We start from the raw sequence: 16723 nt of genomic DNA, 5'->3' as shown, positions 1-16723 counted from the left end.
AAGTTGTAAGATGTGTATCATTTCGGGCATGTCAACGCGCCCTGACGTATCCGTGACCATTTCGCAAAGAATTAAACGAAGGCTGCGACCGCAAAACGTAAAAAGGGCCGGCGCATTGGCCAGCCCTTTTTGTACAATCAAGATTTGGATCAAGATCAGTTATTTTCGCCCTCGGCCGACCGGCTGCCCTGATCGGACCGCAAGTAGTTAAAGAATTCGCTGTCCGGCGACATTACCATGGTCGAGTTATTCCCCTTCAGAGCTTCTTCATAGGCGCTAAGAGACCGGTAGAATTCAAAGAATTCTGCGTCCTTGGAATAGGCCTGCGCAAAGATCTTGTTCCGCTCGGCGTCTGCTTCACCTTCGGTGATGCGGGCATCGCGGCGGGCCTCTGACAGGATCTCGGTATAGGTACGATCCGCAAGCGCTGTCACACGCTGTGCCGCCTCTCGGCCACGGGCCCGTTCGTCTGTCGCTTCGCGGTCCCGTTCGGCGATCATACGTTGCAGCGTGGCGTCAAAGTTCTGTTCGGGCAGATTGGTCTGGCGCAACCGCACATCAACAACCGCCAGCCCCAAAGCCTGAGCACGCTGATCGGTACGTTCCTGAATCTGATCCATGAGCGCCGACCGCTCGGGCGACAGGATCGTGTCCGATGTCACACCTTGCGAACCCAGAACCGCACGGATCTGACCGTCAAGAATACCATTCAGCTGAATTTCAGCCTGACGTTCCCCGTCGATCCCCAAGGCCTGCCGGAACTGGCGAATGTCGGCGATGCGGTAGAGAACGAAAGCGTCTACCTCAAGACGGCGGTCATCGGCTGGTGTCACCTCGATCATCGGGGTTTCCAGCGTCAGAATACGGTCTTCATAGCGCACAACTTCGTCCAGAAGCGGCAGTTTAAAGCCAAGGCCCGGTTCTTCGCGGACCTGTTTGATCTGGCCAAACCGCAGCACAAGAACCTTTTCACGTTCGTCTACGATGAACATTGACGACAGGGCACCGACGATTGCGATGACGACAACTGGAACAAGAAATCCTAGCTTTTTCATCAGTTTGATCCTCCGGTATTGCCGGCATTGCGGCGCAATTCATTCAGCGACACATAGGGCACGACACCCTGACCACCGCCATCTTGATTGTTCTCAAGAATAATCTTGTCGACGTCGCCCAGAACCTTTTCCATGGTCTCTAGGTACAGACGCTTTCGGGTCACCTCGGGTGCGGCGTCGTATTCTTTCAACACAGCCTCAAAGCGGCTTGCCTCACCCACGGCGTCGTTCACGACACGGGCGCGGTACCCTTCTGCGGCTTCCAGGATTTGCGCCGATTCACCACGTGCTTCGGCGGTGCGACGGTTGGCATAGGCATCAGCCTGACGTTCCACCCGGTCGCGTTCTTGTGCGGCGGCCTGAACATCACGGAAGGCGTCGATAACGGTCTGCTGCGTGGTGCGCCCTTCGGCGTCGGTCATGGTGACCGTCTGGCTGGGCGGATCCACCTTGTTAAAGTTGACGCGGATGATGTTGATCCCGGTCTGGCGGTTGTCCAGCGTTGTCTGGATCAGCTCGCGCGCGGCGGCTTCGATCGCGGCGCGGTCGCGGTTCAGGATCGGTGCCAGTTCCGACTGGGCGATGATTTCACGCATCGCGGATTCAGAGATCGCGCGCACTGCGGCATCTGGATTGCGCAACGAGAATTTGAAATCCTCGGCGCTTTTGACATTCCAGACCACCTGAAAATCAATATCGACGATGTTTTCGTCCGTTGTCAGCATCAAGCCGTCATTGTCGTCCGAATTCCGACCTGCCCCGATGGTTTCGGCGCGGTTGGTGGTGACGTCGAACACTTCGGCGGTTACAAACGGCCATGGCGCAAAGTTCAGACCTTCAGTGCCAATCCCGGAAAACTTGCCAAGAAACAGCTCGATCGACTGCTGTTCGGGACGGACCGTGTAAAAGCTGGCCATGCCCCACAGCACCACGGCTGCCAAGGCACCAAGGCCGATGCTGCCACGCGAGAGCAGCGGTCCGCGGCTTCCGCCACCACCAGATCCACCGCCAGTGCCACGATTGCCACCTTTACCGCCCATCAGAACGCGCAGTTGTTCCTGGCCTTTTTTCACCAATTCATCAATTTCGGGGATCTGTGGTTTGTCACCACCGGGCCCACGCCCCCCACCTGTTGGTCGGTTGCTACCCGGCTTGTTCTGATCACCGCCAGAATTGTCACCGCCTGAGTTTCCTCCGCCGCCCCAAGGGCCGCCCGTATTTCCAGCCATTAATTCTTCCCTATTGCGACCGCCGTTGCAGTCTAGTTCTCTGTTCAGATTTGGGCATGAATGCCCGGATTTCAAGCCGTGCGCGTTGGTGTTCGCATCGTGACCAGTTCTTCGGACATGGTCGGATGCACGGCGCATGTTGCGTCAAACTGCTCTTTTGTCAGGCCCGCCTTGACGGCGATGCCCACCAACTGGATCAATTCGCCTGCATTTGGTGCGACAATGTGGCACCCTAAAACAACGCGGGTTTCCTGACACACGATCAGTTTCATCATCACACGCTGGTTCTGTTCGGCAAAGGCGGTTTGCATCGGCCGGAACGAAGTCGCGTAGATTTCGACCGGTCCTGTGTCGCGGGCTAGTTCTTCGGACATGCCGACCGTGCCCATTTCCGGCTGCGTAAAGATCGCAGACGGGATCAGGTCGTGATCCACCGGTGTCGGGTTGCCAGCAAAGACGGTCTGCACAAAAGCCATGCCTTCGCGGATCGCCACAGGTGTCAGGTTCACGCGGTTGGTCACGTCGCCGATGGCATAGATCGATGGCACGCCGGTCTGGCTGTATTCATCGACTTCAATCTCTGCGCCGCGCCCAAGGCTGACACCGACGTCTTCAAGGCCCATATCTTGGGTCATCGGCGTGCGGCCGGTTGCAAACAGAACCATATCAAAGACTTTTTCACCGCCATTGGTGGATTTCACCCAGATCGGTCCCTGCGTCCCCTCGCGGGCGGCGGCGTTATGGCGGTTCAATTCGCCTGCCTGTTCTGGGGTGGCCCCCATGGCTGCGTCGGAGTTGCTGGGAACGGTACCGACGTCACGGTCAGCTTCTCGCGCCATTTCGACGATGTTGGTGCCCGTGTGGATGTCGATGCCGTTTTCCCGCATTGATTCCGCGACCAGACCGCGCGCTTCGTCGTCAAAGCCCCGCAGGATTTGCGCGCCGCGATAATACAGCGTCACCTCGACGCCGAGACCTTGCAAGATGCAGGCGAATTCGCAGGCGATATAGCCGCCGCCGATGATAAGAATGGATTTGGGCAGCTTTTCCAGATGAAAGATATCGTCCGACACAATCCCCAGATCGGCATTCGGCAGGTCAGGGCGCACAGGACGGCCACCCGTTGCCACCAGAATATGCTTGGCGGTTTTCACCTCGCCGGTGGACAGCTCGACCGTGTGGGCATCCTTGATCTTGGCGCGCGCGTCGAATGTTTCGACGCCCGACCCTGCCAACAGCTTGCGATACACCGCCTCAAGACGGTCCAGTTCACCGTGCAACCGCTTGCGAAAGGAAAGCCAGTCGAATGTGCCAGGCTTTATGTCCCAACCATAGGCTTGGGCCTCGGCTGCCATGCCGGAATAGCCCGATGCGAATACCATCAGCTTTTTGGGCACACAGCCGCGGATCACGCAGGTTCCGCCATAGCGGTCCTCTTCGGCCAGACCGACCTTGGCACCGTGTTCGCTGGCTGCGACACGCGCGGCACGCACCCCGCCAGAACCACCGCCAATTACAAACAGATCAAAGTCAAAATTACGCGATGCGTCGGGCTTTTGGTCGGACATACAGTCGGGGCCTTTCTAGTTTTAGTCGCTTAGGTCCGTGAACAGATTGTCTGTTTCAACGAAATCCAGCCGATCACGGTCTACGGTGCCTGCATTGATGTCGCGTACTTCGACGCGACCGTCACCAAAGCCGATCACCACTGCATCACAGATATCAATGAACAGCCCGTTTTCAACAACGCCGGGCATCTGGTTCATCACCAGCGACAATTGGCGCGCGTTGCCAATACGGTTCAGATGCAAATCCATGATGTAGTTCCCTTCATCGGTAATGAAAGGAATGTCGCCATTCATTCGCAAAGTCGACGTTCGCCCCAGCACATCCATCGAGATCAGCGTTTCCTCGACCAGCGCCTGCGTGGTCTGCCAGCCAAATGGGATGACTTCGATCGGCAAGGGGAACGCGCCCAGCGTTTCGACCTCTTTCCCGATATCGGCGATTACGACCATCTGGTCGGATGCCGTCGCCACGATCTTTTCTTGCAACAAGGCCCCGCCGCCGCCTTTGATCAGGTTCAGTTCCCCGTCAAATTCATCAGCGCCGTCAATGGTCAGGTCCAGCCATTTTGCCTCGTCCAGACTGATGACTTCGATACCAACCTCGCGGGCCAGTTGTGCTGTGCGTGTGGACGTTGGCACGCCCTTGATGCGCAAGCCGTCGTCGCGCACCATCTCGCCCAGACAGCGCACCAGCCACGCGGCGGTCGAGCCAGTCCCAAGACCGACACGCATGCCGTCTTCGACAAATTGCGCAGCCCGTTTGGCGGCGACAAACTTGGCCTTATCAATGGGTGATAATTCTCCGGACATGGCAGCGACTCCTGATTGATCGACGCCCTTATAGACGCAGCCGCCCTAGGGTGCGACCCCTCAAAATCGGGTATTGGTGTCTGGGATGGCCCAAGACGGCCCCTTTTTACTGGATAGCCCCGCCCAGCCAACTAGCTCATGACCGTAAAGAGTATTTTTTAAAGGTATCGACATGGTGCATATGGCACATCCAGTTTCGCCCCAAGCCCAGCACGAGACATGTGTGACGCTCGCGGGCATTGGTACGGCTTTGCCGCCGAACAAGTTACCGCAGTCGATGGCGCAGGATTACGCCCGCGCCCTGCTGGGAAAGCGTTACACCCATTTTGAACGGCTTGCCCCGGCATTCGAAAATGCTGGCGTGGACATGCGCCATCTTGTGCAGCCCGTGGCGTGGTACGAACAAGACCGTGGCTGGGCAGAGCGCGGTGCCGCGTACATGCAAACGGCCCCCTTATTGTTTATCGACGCAGCCCAAGCCGCGCTGGCCGACGCAAACTGTCGCGCTGATCAGGTGGACGTCGTCGTGACAGTATCATCAACCGGAATTGCGACCCCCACGCTCGAGGCGCAGGCGTTCAAAGCAATGGGCTTTCGCACAGATGTGCAGCGCGTGCCGTTGTTTGGCCTTGGCTGTGCGGGCGGGGTCACCGGGTTGGCACTGGCGCGCAGGCTGGCGGCAGCGCGGCCCGATCAAACCGTGTTGATGGTTGCGGTCGAGGCCTGTTCGCTGTCTTTCCGCACCGACCGGCTGCAAAAGGCCGACATCATCGCAACCGTCCTGTTTGGCGACGGGGCGGCGGCGGCAGTGCTGAAATCTAGCACCCAGCAGGATGCAGGGGCAATTACATTGGGCGACGGTCAGGAACATATCTGGCCCGACACACTTGGGATCATGGGCTGGGACGTTGATGAAAACGGGCTGGGCGTTGTGTTTGACCGCTCCATCCCGACGTTTGTTCAGGAAAACTTTCGCGAAGCTGTGTTGGGCATGCTTGGCCGCGCGTGCCTGCCGCTTGACGCAATTGACCGCTTTGTCTGCCACCCCGGTGGGGCCAAGGTGCTTGAAGCGATCGAGAGCACGATGCACCTGCCCGAGGGCAGTCTGGATGCCGAGCGCGATACCTTGCGCGCAGCGGGCAACATGTCAGCCCCCACGGCGTTGTTCGTGTTGGACCGCGTTTTGAAGTCAGGCCAGACGGGACAAATGGCGCTCTGCGCCCTTGGCCCCGGCTTTACCGCGTCGCTTTTGCCGGTGAGGGTGGCATCATGACCCTTGGCACATTCCTGTTCCTTGCCTTTATCGTCGTGCAACGTTTGGGCGAACTGGTTATCGCAAAACGCAACACTGCCGCCTTGCTGGCGCGCGGGGCCCACGAAGTCGGTGCAGCCCATTATCCGGTGATGGTCGCGCTCCACAGCGCTTGGGTATTGTGTCTGCTGATCTTTGGCTATTCTCAGGACATCCACCTTGGCTGGCTTGCGCTTTATGCCGTGTTGCAGGTTTTTCGAGTCTGGATTCTTGGTACTTTGGGTCGCCGCTGGACCACACGGATCATCGTGATTGACGAACCGCTTGTGGCCAAAGGACCGTTCCGGTTCATCCCGCACCCCAACTACACATTGGTCGTGTTCGAGGTTTTCGTGGCCCCGATGATCTTGGGCCTAGTCTGGGTCGCGTTTCTATTCAGCGCCTTGAATGCAGCCATGCTGTATCATCGGATTCGCGTGGAAGACGGTGCCTTGCGACCAAACTAGGCGATTTCGGTTCGGGCCTTCTGCAATGCGCTTGAACATGTCGTTTTCAATCGTTCAGATGGCCCGCAATCGGCTAATACAGCGCTATGAACAGCTATATTCTTCACTATGCACCAGATAACGCGTCACTGATCATACGATTGGCGCTTGACGCGTTGGGCCAGCCTTATCGCACCGTTTTGGTGGACAGGGCCACCTGCGCGCAAACATCGCCGGCCTACCTGTCGCTTAACCCGCATGGCCTGATCCCTGTGCTGGAATGCCAAGATGGCGCGATATTTGAAACCGGTGCAATCCTGCTGTGGCTTTCCGACCGGCACGGTGAATTGGGTCCAAAAATCCACACACCCAGACGCGCGGATTTCCTCAAGTGGTTGTTTTTCATCTCAAACACGGTGCATCCCGCTTTGCGGATGACGTTTTACCCTGAAAAATACGCGGGCCCGGACTCCGCCCATCAGGCAGCCTTGCGCACAACCATGCAAGCGGCGCTGACGCGGCATCTGAAATCGCTTGATGCACGGGCCGCACAGGGACCTTTTGAACTGGCAATCCAGTTTTATCTTGCCGCTTTGCTGCGCTGGTGTGTGCTGTATCCTGTGCAAAAGGACCGCAACTGGTTCAACCTTGATGAATTGCCCCACCTCAAGGCGATGTGCCTGTCGCTTGAAACCCTGCCCAGCGTGGCCGCCGCCCAAAAAGCCGAAGGGCTAGGCCCGACGCCATTTTCCGCCCCGCAATATGCCACCCCACCCCAAGGAAGTGCCACCTGATGTTTCTCTCTGTTTTCGACATGTTCAAAGTGGGCATTGGTCCGTCATCCTCGCACACCATGGGCCCCATGGTGGCGGCTGCGCGGTTCTTGAACCTGATGCGCGCGTCCCCGTTCAAATTCGCGGGCTTGCGCGCGTCACTGCACGGCAGCCTTGCATTTACCGGTGTCGGCCATGCCACGGACCGCGCCACGATCCTTGGGCTCGCGGGGTTCACCCCCCAAGACTATGATCACGAAACGGCCGAAGCGACCTTGGCCGAGATTAACAAAACCAACCAGATAACCCTGCCCGATTTTGGTGCGCTCAACTTTAACCCCAAAACCGATATGATCTTTGACTATGATCTGAAATTGCCAGGCCACGCCAACGGGATGATGCTGATGGCCACCGACGCCCAAGGCGACGTGACCTTGCGCGAGACATATTATTCCATCGGCGGCGGCTTTGTGATGACCGAGGCCGAACTGACCGCAGGCAAGGATACGGACGAAGGCGCACCCGTCCCCTACCCGTTTAAATCCGCCGCCGAGATGCTTGAGATGGCCAAGGCGTCGGGCAAAACCATCGCTGGAATGAAACGCGCAAACGAGGAATCGCGCGGCGGTGCTGCGCATTTGCGCGACGGGTCCAAGCGGCTGTGGCAGGTGATGAACGACTGCATCAATCGCGGGCTTGAGACCGGCGGCATCCTGCCCGGCGGCCTGAATGTGAAACGCCGTGCCAAGGGCATTCACGACGCCCTTCTGGCGGAACGCGGTTTGAACCAGCAAGCGCCGCATACGATCAACGACTGGATGAGCGTCTATGCCATGGCGGTAAACGAGGAAAATGCCGCCGGCGGTCAGGTTGTCACCGCGCCGACCAACGGTGCGGCTGGCGTGATGCCCGCGACCCTGCGCTATTATCTGGATCACGTCCCCGGCGCGTCCGAGGCACACATCGAAGATTTCTTGCTGACGGCAGCGGCGATTGGCGGGTTGGTGAAATTCAACGCCTCGATCTCGGGGGCCGAAGCGGGCTGTCAGGCCGAGGTCGGATCAGCCGCTGCAATGTCCGCCGCCGGATTATGCGCCGTGATGGGCGGCACCCCGGAACAGATTGAAAATGCGGCGGAAATCGCGTTGGAACATCACCTTGGCATGACCTGCGATCCGGTGCGCGGCTTGGTGCAGGTGCCCTGCATCGAACGCAACGGTCTTGGCGCGATCAAGGCCGTATCGGCGGCGTCACTGGCCCTGCGCGGTGACGGCACGCATCTGGTGCCATTGGATGCCTGCATCGAAACCATGCGCCAGACCGGCGTGGACATGTCCGAGAAATATAAGGAAACGTCGCTTGGCGGCTTGGCTGTCAACGTGCCCAACTGTTGATCTGACGCAGCGGCACCCCGCGAAAGCTGCGCTTGACCCTGCCCGCCCTTTGCAAGACGCTGACGTCTGTCAGGAAATATCTGGCAGGAAACGTCGGGAGGGACATCATGGAACTGGAACAAGCAATGCTGGGACGCCGCAGCATCAGGGGCTTTACCAAAGACCCCATACCGCGCGCGCTTCTGGAAGAGATCATTGAACTGGCCAACCGCGCCCCGTCGTCGATGAACACGCAGCCTTGGCATTTTCACGTCCTGACGGGCCAACCGCTTGAAAACGTCCGCGAGGGGAACTCCACCCGCATGCTGCAAGGCGTACCCCCTGTCCGTGAGATCAGCGATCACGGGGCCTATGCCGGTGTGCACCGTGAACGGCAGGTTGATATCGCCAAACAGCTTTTTGCCGCCATGGGGATTGAGCGCGAAGACAAAGAGCGCCGCCAAGATTGGGTGATGCGCGGGTTCCGCCAATTCGACGCGCCTGTGTCCATCGTCGTCTGTTTTGACAAATCGCTGGATGACAACGGTACCATCGCGCATTTCGATCTGGGGGCTGTGACTTACGGTCTGGTCCTTGCCGCCTGGAGCAAAGGGCTGGGATCCGTCATCAACGGTCAAGGGATCATGCAATCGCCCGTCGTGCGCGAACATGCGCAAATTCCCGATGATCAAGTGATCATGACCTGTGTCGCGCTTGGCTGGCCTGATGAAAGCTTTTCCGCAAATGACGTCAAATCGGTGCGCCGCCCCGTGGACGCGGTGGCGCGTTTCGTGGGCTTTGACAGCTGAAATTGAGCATCATCTTGCTGGGCGTTTTTACGCCTGATTCCCGGGCGATTTGGCACCAGCCGTCGCCCGGAATATCCATTTTCTCCAATCGACTAAACCGCTAATCCTCATCCCCTTTGGGGGAAGTGGAAAAGTTCATGGGCATCAACACCTGACGCAAAACACCACCTGCATCATATTAAAAGCTTACAAAGACGAACGCGCTGCGACCTCGTAACCGCGTTCTTCAGGCTCATCATCGACCAATTCCTGCGGAAACCCGTCAGCAAGGATTTTCAGGCCCGTCGCGTCCTCCAGCCGCTCGATAATCCGGTCGGATTGCGCCCGCTCTCCATAGCGTTTCTGCCCGTCGGTCATAATGTCGATAATCAGCGGCGACACATCCAGCGGGACTGAGAAGTCATCTGCAAGCCTCTGAAAAAGCCCAATATCCTTTTGGATCAGGTCCATGGTAAAATTCACGTCCCGTGACCCCGATAGGATCAATTGGCTTTCGGTCTCGTGCACAAATGATGTGCCGGAAGACATTGAAATCGCTTGATAGGTCGTGGCCAAATCCATTCCAGCGGCTTTCATCACGGTCATCGCCTCGCAAACCGAGATCAGGTTCACAGTCGCAAGATAATTCGTCATCACCTTAAGAACCGACGCTGAACCGATATCGCCAGTGTGCAAAACGCGCCGCCCCATCAGCGTCAACAGCGGCAGGATGCGATCGAACGTCGGCCTGTCGCATGCCGCGAAAATGCTGATGTTGCCGGTATCCGCGCGGTGGCAGCCGCCCGAAACCGGACAATCGACCGCAGCGCCGCCTGCCGCGATCACTGCGGCCCCCAGGCGCTTGATCTCGGCGGCGTCCGTAGTCGACATCTCCATCCAGATCTTGCCGGGGCCGACATGGGGCAACATTTCATCCATGACCGCCGCAGATGCCGCCGGGCTGGGCAGACAGGTGATGACCACGTCGCAGGATTGCATCAGATCAGCGGGCGATGTGCCATCCTTGGCCCCCCCTGCAACCTTGGCTGCCACAAATTCCGCATTCAGATCATGCACATAAAGGTCGATGCCATTGCGCAGCAAACTACCAGACAGCTTGCCCCCCACATTCCCCAACCCGATAAAACCAACTTTCATACTGTCTCTCCCTTAGTATTTTGAACAAGTGAAGCCGCGCGTCCCTAGCAGGTCGCGTCTGTTTACGACGTTGCAGGAAAAGGGTGCACAAAGGTGCAGATGCGCACAGTCTTGGTGAATTTTCACATCCTTGCACAGGTGGTCGCCCCTCCTTATTTTTAACTCAACGCATAAAAAGGAGAGCGATCATGTCCCTTAGACCCACGCTTGAGACCCGCGCCGCCATCCCCACTTTGGAGGGTGCGGGCGTGAAACTGCACCGCGCCTTCGGCTTTCAGGACCCGTCCGAGCTGGACCCGTTCTTGTTGTTTGACGATTTCCGCAACGAGCGCCCGCAAGATTTTGAAAAAGGTTTTCCATGGCATCCGCACCGCGGGATCGAAACCATTACCTATGTGCTGGAAGGTACGGTGGATCATGGGGATTCTCTGGGCAATGTCGGCACGCTTGGCGCGGGCGATGTGCAATGGATGACCGCAGGATCGGGCATCTTGCATCAGGAAATGCCGCATGGGAATGCGCGCGGCCAGATGCACGGCTTTCAGCTTTGGGGCAATTTGCCCGCCGCGCAAAAGATGACAGCCCCGCGCTATCAAGATGTGACCGCCAAGGATATTCCGGTCATCACAGATGACGATGGCACCGTGGTCAAGGTGATTACCGGCGAATTTTGGGGCAAGACCGGCCCGGTCGATGGCATCGCTGCTGATCCGCAATATTTGGACATCACCGTCCCTGCAGGCGTCAAGAAAACCTTTAAGATCGACACCTACCGCCGCGCTTTTGCCTATGTTTTCCAAGGGGCTGCGGCCTTTGCGGATGCGTCAAAACCGTCAGGTGTTTTGCTTGAAAAAGAAGTCGCCGGGGAGGAGTTGAACATTCGCGACCTAAGCGGTGACCGCACATTGATCCGCTTTGGCACGGGCGACGAGGTCACGCTTCAGGCAGGTCCGGAAGGTGTCCGGTTCTTGCTGATTTCGGGCGCACCGATTGATGAACCCGTCGCATGGCACGGACCAATTGTGATGAACACCCAAGCCGAACTGCGCCAGGCGATGCGCGATCTGAACAACGGGACATTCATCAAAGCGGCCCATTAAACAAATCAGGGTAAGGCCCGCGCGGCCTTACCCGACAACCACGGATTTGCGCACCATATCCCAATACTGCGCAATGACCTCATCCAGCGACAGCCGTCCGCCGCTGCGAAACCACGTGTTTACACCGGTAAGCATTGCAATCACCGCGAGCGTCGCAATTTTGGTGTCGGCAATCGAAAAGGCACCCGATTGCGCGCCGCTTTGCAAGATCCCCTCAAGCCGGTCTTCGTATCGACGGCGCAATGCTTCGACGGCGGCGAAGTTTTCAGGCGTGAGGTTGCGCAGTTCCATATACGAAATGAACACCTCGTCGGGGCGGTCGGCATGGTACCGGATGTGAAAGTCCACGAAATCGCGGAGCCTTTCCAGCGGATCATCGGCGCAAAGGTCTTGGGAGGCTGCCAAAAGATCCTCCATGTGCGCGCGTAGCAGATTGAACAGCAGGGTCTGTTTGTCTGGCGTGTAATTATAAAGCGCACCGGCCTGAACGCCGACTTCGGTCGCGATGGCCCGCATGGAAACCGCAGCATAGCCATGCTGCGCGAACAGCCGCAACGCCGCTTCGCGGACCTTGGGGCCTGTAATATCAGAATGTGATCCGGTTGTACGCGCCATGACAGCAAGGCTAATTGAACAGATGTTCAAAAGCAAACCCCGCTTGCGCGAAAACCACCGCTGGTGCATGACTAAGCCCATGATGATGCGCCCGATCTTTGGCCTTTGCGCCCTTGCCTTGTTGCTGCCCGCAGCCTGCACGCAATTTCCTGCGCTCGACAGCCGTGCCACCCCCGAACGTTTGGCCGCTGAATACCCTGCCCTTGTGCCTGTTGATCCGTTGTTGGACACAGCCCGTGCCGGTCAGGTGGATGTGCAGCAGGCCGAAGCGGGTTTGACGACACGCGCGCGAAATTTGCAGGCGCGCGCTGCCCGTTTACGCGGCACGGTCCTGTCAGGCACCGAAAAACAACGCCTTGCCCAAGGGGTGCGCTAGGGTTTTGTCGCTATGCCGCGTTGCACGCAGGCAGCGCATCCGCTACATCGCGTCGCAATGAATTTATGCGCGCCCGCGCCGTATCACAAAGGATTAAACCATGTCACAGCCGCTTCGTCTTGGGATTGCCGGATTGGGCACCGTCGGGGGGGGCGTTGTGCGCATCTTGCGCAAGCAAGCCGCCTTGATCGAGGCGCGCACGGGCCGGGCCATTACGATTTCAGCCGTTTCGGCGCGCAGCCGCGACAAGGATCGCGGCGTCAATCTGTCGGATTACGCGTGGGAAGATGATCCCGTGGCGCTGGCCAAACGTGACGATATTGATGTGTTTGTCGAATTGATGGGGGGCGACGAAGGCCCCGCAAAGGACGCCACCGAAGCCGCATTGGCATCGGGCAAAGACGTTGTCACCGCCAACAAAGCCATGCTGGCGATGCACGGGCAATCATTGGCTGAACAGGCCGAAGCCGCTGGCTGCCTGATCCGTTACGAGGCTGCTGTTGCAGGCGGTATTCCCGTTATCAAGACGCTGACCGAAGGGCTGGCTGGCAATGAGGTCACCCGCGTGGTGGGCGTCATGAATGGCACCTGCAACTACATCCTGACCCGCATGGAAGAAACCGGCAACGGCTACAACTCCTTGTTCGAAGAGGCCGGTGCGCTTGGCTATCTTGAAGCGGATCCAAATCTGGATGTGGGCGGTATCGATGCGGCGCATAAGCTGGCGATTTTGTCGTCCATCGCGTTCGGAACACAGGTTGATTTCAATGGGATCGAGATCGAAGGCATCCAGCGCGTCAGCCTTGAGGACATTCGGGCCGCTGCCGATATGGGGTACAAGATCAAGCTGTTAGGCGTGGCACAAATGACCGGTCGTGGGCTAGAGCAGCGCATGCAGCCTTGTCTAGTGCCGGACAGCTCTCCTCTTGGGCAATTGGCGGGTGGGACAAACATGATCGTGCTGGAAGGCGACGCCGTGGGGCAGATCGTCCTGCGCGGCCCCGGTGCGGGCGAAGGGCCGACGGCCAGTGCGGTATTGTCGGACATCTGCGATATCGCGCGCGGCTGGCATGGGCCGGTGTTCGGGCAAAAGGCCAGCACGCTGAAAACAGCTACCTCGGCGATGTCGCAAGCCCCCGCAGCGTTTTATCTGCGCATGGGATTGCTGGATAAACCCGGTGCATTGGCCAAGATCGCAACCGTTCTGGGCGAGGCCGGGATCAGCATCAACCGGATGCGCCAGACCGAACACCGGTCGGATCATGCGCCTGTGTTGATTGTGACCCACAAGACCAGCCGCAAGGCGCTGGACGAAGCCTTGGCGGCGATGGCGGGCACAGGCGTGTTGGCAAGCGATCCGGTCGCGTTGCGCATTGAGGATCTTTAAGGCCTTCGGGATCAAGGGGTGTGACCGGGACCGCAAGGCGCTATTCGCGGTCCCGGTCCGGATGCCTTCGGCGAGGATTTAGGACCATTTGGAATTGAGGGACGCATGGACTTTTTAGGTGTTGATGCGTCTTTGACGGGGCGGCGTTGGGTCGGCCCCGACATTGAGGTCACGCGCGCAAGCGAAGTCTTGGGCCAGCAGACCAGCCTTCCGCCGGCTCTGTGTCAGGTTCTGGCACGGCGCGGGGTTGGACCTGCCGAGGCCGAGATGTTTCTAGCACCGTCCTTGCGGGATTTGCTGCCCGACCCCAGATCACTGCGGGATATGGAGAAAGCCGCGACTCGTTTTTTGGCGGCCGTCAAAGCACGCCAGCGCATTGCCATTTTTGCGGATTACGACGTGGACGGGGGCAGCTCTGCTGCGTTGCTGTTGGTGTGGTTGCGCGACATGGGCTGTGATGCGACGCTATATGTGCCTGACAGGATCGACGAAGGCTATGGCCCCAATGACGAGGCAATGGCAGCCTTGGCAGCCAAACATGATCTGATTGTCTGCGTCGATTGCGGGACGCTGTCCCATGGCCCCATTGCCGCCGCAGTGGGTGCCGATGTGATTGTACTGGACCACCACTTGGGTGCCGAGACTTTGCCCGATGCCCATGCTGTCGTAAACCCGAACCGGCAGGACGAGAATGGCGCGCTGGCGCATCTTTGCGCGGCAGCCGTGGTTTTCTTGATGCTGGTCGAGGCCGGTCGGCAATTACGCGAGGCCGGTGCCAAGGGACCCGATCTGATGGCACTGCTGGATCTGGTGGCGCTGGCCACAGTCGCGGATGTTGCGCCGTTGATTGGCGTCAACCGCGCCTTTGTGCGTCAGGGCCTGCGGGTGATGGCGCGGCGTGATCGGCTGGGGTTGGCCGCTTTGGCCGATGTCGCACGGATGGACACCGCGCCGTCATCCTATCACCTTGGTTTTTTACTGGGGCCACGTATCAATGCTGGCGGGCGGATTGGTCAGGCCGATCTGGGCGCGCGATTGCTGGCATGCGGCGACCCGCACGAGGCTGCCGCCCTTGCAGAGCGGCTCGACATGCTGAACACCGAGCGCCGCGACGTAGAAGCCTCTGTGCGCGCCGCAGCGCTGGATCAGGCCGAGGCGCGCGGTTTTGATGCGCCATTGGTCTGGGCGGCAGGGGCCGGGTGGCATCCCGGTGTTGTAGGCATCGTCGCCTCGCGGCTGAAAGAGGCGTCGAATCGCCCGTCCATCGTGATTGGGTTTGAAGATGGCATCGGCAAAGGGTCGGGCCGGTCCGTATCAGGCATTGATCTGGGCGCACCGATCCAGCGCTTGGCGGCCGAAGGTCTGCTGATCAAAGGCGGCGGGCACAAGATGGCTGCCGGCCTGACGGTGGCCGAGGACAAGCTGGAGGTCGCGATGGCACGCCTGTCCGACCTGTTGGCCAAGCAGGGCGCGCATCTTGGCGGGGCCGCTGATCTGCGTCTGGATGGAATGCTGATGCCCGCCGCAGCCACCGTTGAGCTGGCCGAACAGATCGAACAGGCGGGCCCCTTTGGTGCCGGTGCCCCTGCCCCGCGCTATGCTTTTGCTGATATGCAGATTCGCTATGCAAAACGCGTGGGCGAAAGCCATCTCAAGATCAGCTTTGGAGATGGCAGCGGTACGAAACTTGATGCCATCGCATTTGGGGCATTTGATGGCCCGATGGGCCCTGCCCTTGAAAATCATGGCGGTGCACGCTTTCATTTGGCCGGTCGGCTGGACATTAACAGCTGGCGCGGGCGGCAGTCGGTACAACTTCGGCTTGAAGATGCTGCGCCCACCTAAAACTTTTTCACTTTTGGCGCAATTTCCACTTGCGCCCTTTGGCGGGATTACCTATTGAACCGCTCACAAGCTAAGTGGCCCGTTCGTCTATCGGTTAGGACGTCAGGTTTTCAACCTGAAAAGAGGGGTTCGACTCCCCTACGGGCTGCCACTTGATTTTCGCAATATATTGAATAAAAACGATAATATGCGTTTGGCCTGTAGTTGTTGTGCCATTTATTGTACCATACGGTTTCAACGAGATGATGTTTCTTCTTTTCAGCCTGGTTGTCGGGCGATTCAAAAAGGAAGTTAGAAAAATGAACGATACGCACACAGATGAAGAGAAAACTGAACAAGCCATCAGATACCTGATGCCCAGCGCAGGCGGAGACGATCAACACGTTCAGTGGCTGGCTGACTGGCGGGAGGCTCGGAACACTGCTGAGACAACACTCGAAGACTCGCCCGAAGACCAAGCCGTGGCGGAGGCCCTCCACGACCGAAGCGTTCGACTTGCGACCACACCGGCGTTGTCTCCAGCGGGGCTAGTTGCTCAGATCGAATGGTTTAAGGAAGACCTTGGCGGGTATGTGCTTGGCAATGCCTCGCCTGCTCACGATCTGATATTCGACACGCTGATTGAAAGCGCTGTCAACTTGCGTGACTAGATCGCTTCCAAGCCACTAGAAATGTGGGGTGGGGTCAACGCCAACACCGATCAGCACCCCCCACCCCCTTCGCATAAGTGGAAATAGACACCCCGCCCCCAAAAATCGCGAGTGCAGTTGGTCATCTAGGCCTTATCTCTATCTGAAGACAGGTTTTGGAACTCGGAATTTTTTTAGTCATAATTGACGCTACCATGATTTCCGATTGAGCATGTTTACCTGACGCGGTATGTCAAACGCAGATCCGCTATTCCCACCT

At 58.4% G+C, this 16723-nt stretch carries 16 protein-coding genes and 1 tRNA gene; 11 read left to right on the top strand and 6 right to left on the bottom strand.

The genetic code is table 11. The annotated features are described in order from the left end of the window. Positions 1-155: 155 nt before the first annotated feature. The 4 genes from hflC to rpiA form a co-directional block, all read right to left on the bottom strand. Entirely contained in the window at positions 156-1055 is a 900-nt protein-coding gene (gene hflC / locus ABYT07_RS04210) for a protease modulator HflC (protein ID WP_372989698.1), read from the bottom strand. Next, complete coding sequence (gene hflK / locus ABYT07_RS04205; RefSeq protein WP_372989697.1) at positions 1055-2284, bottom strand: FtsH protease activity modulator HflK; 1230 nt, start codon at positions 2282-2284, stop codon at positions 1055-1057. The genes hflC and hflK overlap by 1 nt, the downstream gene beginning before the upstream one ends. A 71-nt stretch (positions 2285-2355) precedes the next feature. Beyond that, positions 2356-3852, bottom strand: a complete 1497-nt coding sequence (locus tag ABYT07_RS04200) for an FAD-dependent oxidoreductase (protein ID WP_372989696.1) — start codon at positions 3850-3852, stop codon at positions 2356-2358. Between the two features lie 21 nt (positions 3853-3873). Continuing rightward, positions 3874-4662, bottom strand: coding sequence for a ribose-5-phosphate isomerase RpiA (gene rpiA, locus ABYT07_RS04195; protein ID WP_008226131.1), 789 nt, complete (start codon positions 4660-4662; stop codon positions 3874-3876). Positions 4663-4834: 172 nt separating this feature from the next. Between rpiA and ABYT07_RS04190 the strand changes: the two genes are divergently transcribed. The 5 genes from ABYT07_RS04190 (at position 4835) to ABYT07_RS04170 (ending at position 9354) form a co-directional block, all read left to right on the top strand. Continuing rightward, the gene (locus ABYT07_RS04190; RefSeq protein WP_372989693.1) at positions 4835-5935 is read left to right on the top strand and encodes a type III polyketide synthase; all 1101 of its coding nucleotides are present in this window, start codon (positions 4835-4837) and stop codon (positions 5933-5935) included. Next, entirely contained in the window at positions 5932-6420 is a 489-nt protein-coding gene (locus tag ABYT07_RS04185; protein WP_372989692.1) for an isoprenylcysteine carboxyl methyltransferase family protein, read from the top strand. Before ABYT07_RS04190 ends, ABYT07_RS04185 begins: the two co-directional genes overlap by 4 nt. A gap of 86 nt (positions 6421-6506) precedes the next feature. Continuing rightward, the gene (locus ABYT07_RS04180; protein ID WP_372989691.1) at positions 6507-7193 is read left to right on the top strand and encodes a glutathione S-transferase family protein; all 687 of its coding nucleotides are present in this window, start codon (positions 6507-6509) and stop codon (positions 7191-7193) included. Further along, positions 7193-8566: an L-serine ammonia-lyase gene (locus ABYT07_RS04175; protein WP_372989690.1), complete on the top strand. Its 1374-nt coding sequence runs from the start codon at positions 7193-7195 to the stop codon at positions 8564-8566. The genes ABYT07_RS04180 and ABYT07_RS04175 overlap by 1 nt, the downstream gene beginning before the upstream one ends. A 107-nt stretch (positions 8567-8673) precedes the next feature. Next, the gene (locus ABYT07_RS04170; RefSeq protein ID WP_372989688.1) at positions 8674-9354 is read left to right on the top strand and encodes a nitroreductase; all 681 of its coding nucleotides are present in this window, start codon (positions 8674-8676) and stop codon (positions 9352-9354) included. 186 nt (positions 9355-9540) lie between these two features. On the opposite strand, the gene ABYT07_RS04165 is transcribed toward ABYT07_RS04170, so the two are convergent. Continuing rightward, positions 9541-10491, bottom strand: a complete 951-nt coding sequence (locus tag ABYT07_RS04165; RefSeq protein ID WP_372989687.1) for an NAD(P)-dependent oxidoreductase — start codon at positions 10489-10491, stop codon at positions 9541-9543. Between the two features lie 188 nt (positions 10492-10679). On the opposite strand from ABYT07_RS04165, the gene ABYT07_RS04160 reads away from it, so the two are divergent. Further along, positions 10680-11591 carry a pirin family protein gene (locus ABYT07_RS04160; protein WP_372989685.1) on the top strand — a complete coding sequence of 304 codons (912 nt, stop codon included), beginning with the start codon at positions 10680-10682 and terminating at the stop codon, positions 11589-11591. Between the two features lie 27 nt (positions 11592-11618). Here the strand turns inward: ABYT07_RS04160 and ABYT07_RS04155 are convergent, their stop codons facing one another. Continuing rightward, positions 11619-12206 (bottom strand): TetR/AcrR family transcriptional regulator, encoded by a 588-nt coding sequence (locus ABYT07_RS04155; RefSeq protein ID WP_372989683.1) that lies wholly within the window; start codon positions 12204-12206, stop codon positions 11619-11621. On the opposite strand from ABYT07_RS04155, the gene ABYT07_RS04150 reads away from it, so the two are divergent. The 5 genes from ABYT07_RS04150 (at position 12205) to ABYT07_RS04130 (ending at position 16464) form a co-directional block, all read left to right on the top strand. After that, positions 12205-12582, top strand: a complete 378-nt coding sequence (locus ABYT07_RS04150; protein WP_372989681.1) for a hypothetical protein — start codon at positions 12205-12207, stop codon at positions 12580-12582. The genes ABYT07_RS04155 and ABYT07_RS04150 overlap by 2 nt on opposite strands. Before the next feature lie 100 nt (positions 12583-12682). Then, positions 12683-13969 (top strand): homoserine dehydrogenase, encoded by a 1287-nt coding sequence (locus tag ABYT07_RS04145; protein WP_372989680.1) that lies wholly within the window; start codon positions 12683-12685, stop codon positions 13967-13969. Positions 13970-14074: 105 nt separating this feature from the next. Then, positions 14075-15814: a single-stranded-DNA-specific exonuclease RecJ gene (recJ, locus tag ABYT07_RS04140; RefSeq protein WP_372989678.1), complete on the top strand. Its 1740-nt coding sequence runs from the start codon at positions 14075-14077 to the stop codon at positions 15812-15814. Between the two features lie 76 nt (positions 15815-15890). Next, a tRNA-Glu gene (locus ABYT07_RS04135) sits at positions 15891-15965 on the top strand. Between the two features lie 91 nt (positions 15966-16056). Further along, positions 16057-16464 (top strand): hypothetical protein, encoded by a 408-nt coding sequence (locus ABYT07_RS04130; protein ID WP_372989676.1) that lies wholly within the window; start codon positions 16057-16059, stop codon positions 16462-16464. Positions 16465-16723 lie beyond the last annotated feature (259 nt).

Origin of the sequence: Sulfitobacter sp. (assembly GCF_041552635.1) — a bacterium.
GTDB lineage: Bacteria > Pseudomonadota > Alphaproteobacteria > Rhodobacterales > Rhodobacteraceae > Sulfitobacter.
Note: the sequence above shows the minus strand (reverse complement) of the source record. Positions and strands in the feature narration are given on the sequence as shown.

What these genes read in the sequence shown, in the direction of transcription:
- hflC (WP_372989698.1), bottom strand. Translation starts at nt 1,055, where the DNA reads ATGAAAAAGCTAGGATTTCTTGTTCCAGTTGTCGTCATCGCAATCGTC.
- hflK (WP_372989697.1), bottom strand. Translation starts at nt 2,284, where the DNA reads ATGGCTGGAAATACGGGCGGCCCTTGGGGCGGCGGAGGAAACTCAGGC.
- ABYT07_RS04200 (WP_372989696.1), bottom strand. Translation starts at nt 3,852, where the DNA reads ATGTCCGACCAAAAGCCCGACGCATCGCGTAATTTTGACTTTGATCTG.
- rpiA (WP_008226131.1), bottom strand. Translation starts at nt 4,662, where the DNA reads ATGTCCGGAGAATTATCACCCATTGATAAGGCCAAGTTTGTCGCCGCC.
- ABYT07_RS04190 (WP_372989693.1), top strand. Translation starts at nt 4,835, where the DNA reads ATGGTGCATATGGCACATCCAGTTTCGCCCCAAGCCCAGCACGAGACA.
- ABYT07_RS04185 (WP_372989692.1), top strand. Translation starts at nt 5,932, where the DNA reads ATGACCCTTGGCACATTCCTGTTCCTTGCCTTTATCGTCGTGCAACGT.
- ABYT07_RS04180 (WP_372989691.1), top strand. Translation starts at nt 6,507, where the DNA reads ATGAACAGCTATATTCTTCACTATGCACCAGATAACGCGTCACTGATC.
- ABYT07_RS04175 (WP_372989690.1), top strand. Translation starts at nt 7,193, where the DNA reads ATGTTTCTCTCTGTTTTCGACATGTTCAAAGTGGGCATTGGTCCGTCA.
- ABYT07_RS04170 (WP_372989688.1), top strand. Translation starts at nt 8,674, where the DNA reads ATGGAACTGGAACAAGCAATGCTGGGACGCCGCAGCATCAGGGGCTTT.
- ABYT07_RS04165 (WP_372989687.1), bottom strand. Translation starts at nt 10,491, where the DNA reads ATGAAAGTTGGTTTTATCGGGTTGGGGAATGTGGGGGGCAAGCTGTCT.
- ABYT07_RS04160 (WP_372989685.1), top strand. Translation starts at nt 10,680, where the DNA reads ATGTCCCTTAGACCCACGCTTGAGACCCGCGCCGCCATCCCCACTTTG.
- ABYT07_RS04150 (WP_372989681.1), top strand. Translation starts at nt 12,205, where the DNA reads ATGACAGCAAGGCTAATTGAACAGATGTTCAAAAGCAAACCCCGCTTG.
- ABYT07_RS04155 (WP_372989683.1), bottom strand. Translation starts at nt 12,206, where the DNA reads ATGGCGCGTACAACCGGATCACATTCTGATATTACAGGCCCCAAGGTC.
- ABYT07_RS04145 (WP_372989680.1), top strand. Translation starts at nt 12,683, where the DNA reads ATGTCACAGCCGCTTCGTCTTGGGATTGCCGGATTGGGCACCGTCGGG.
- recJ (WP_372989678.1), top strand. Translation starts at nt 14,075, where the DNA reads ATGGACTTTTTAGGTGTTGATGCGTCTTTGACGGGGCGGCGTTGGGTC.
- ABYT07_RS04130 (WP_372989676.1), top strand. Translation starts at nt 16,057, where the DNA reads ATGATGTTTCTTCTTTTCAGCCTGGTTGTCGGGCGATTCAAAAAGGAA.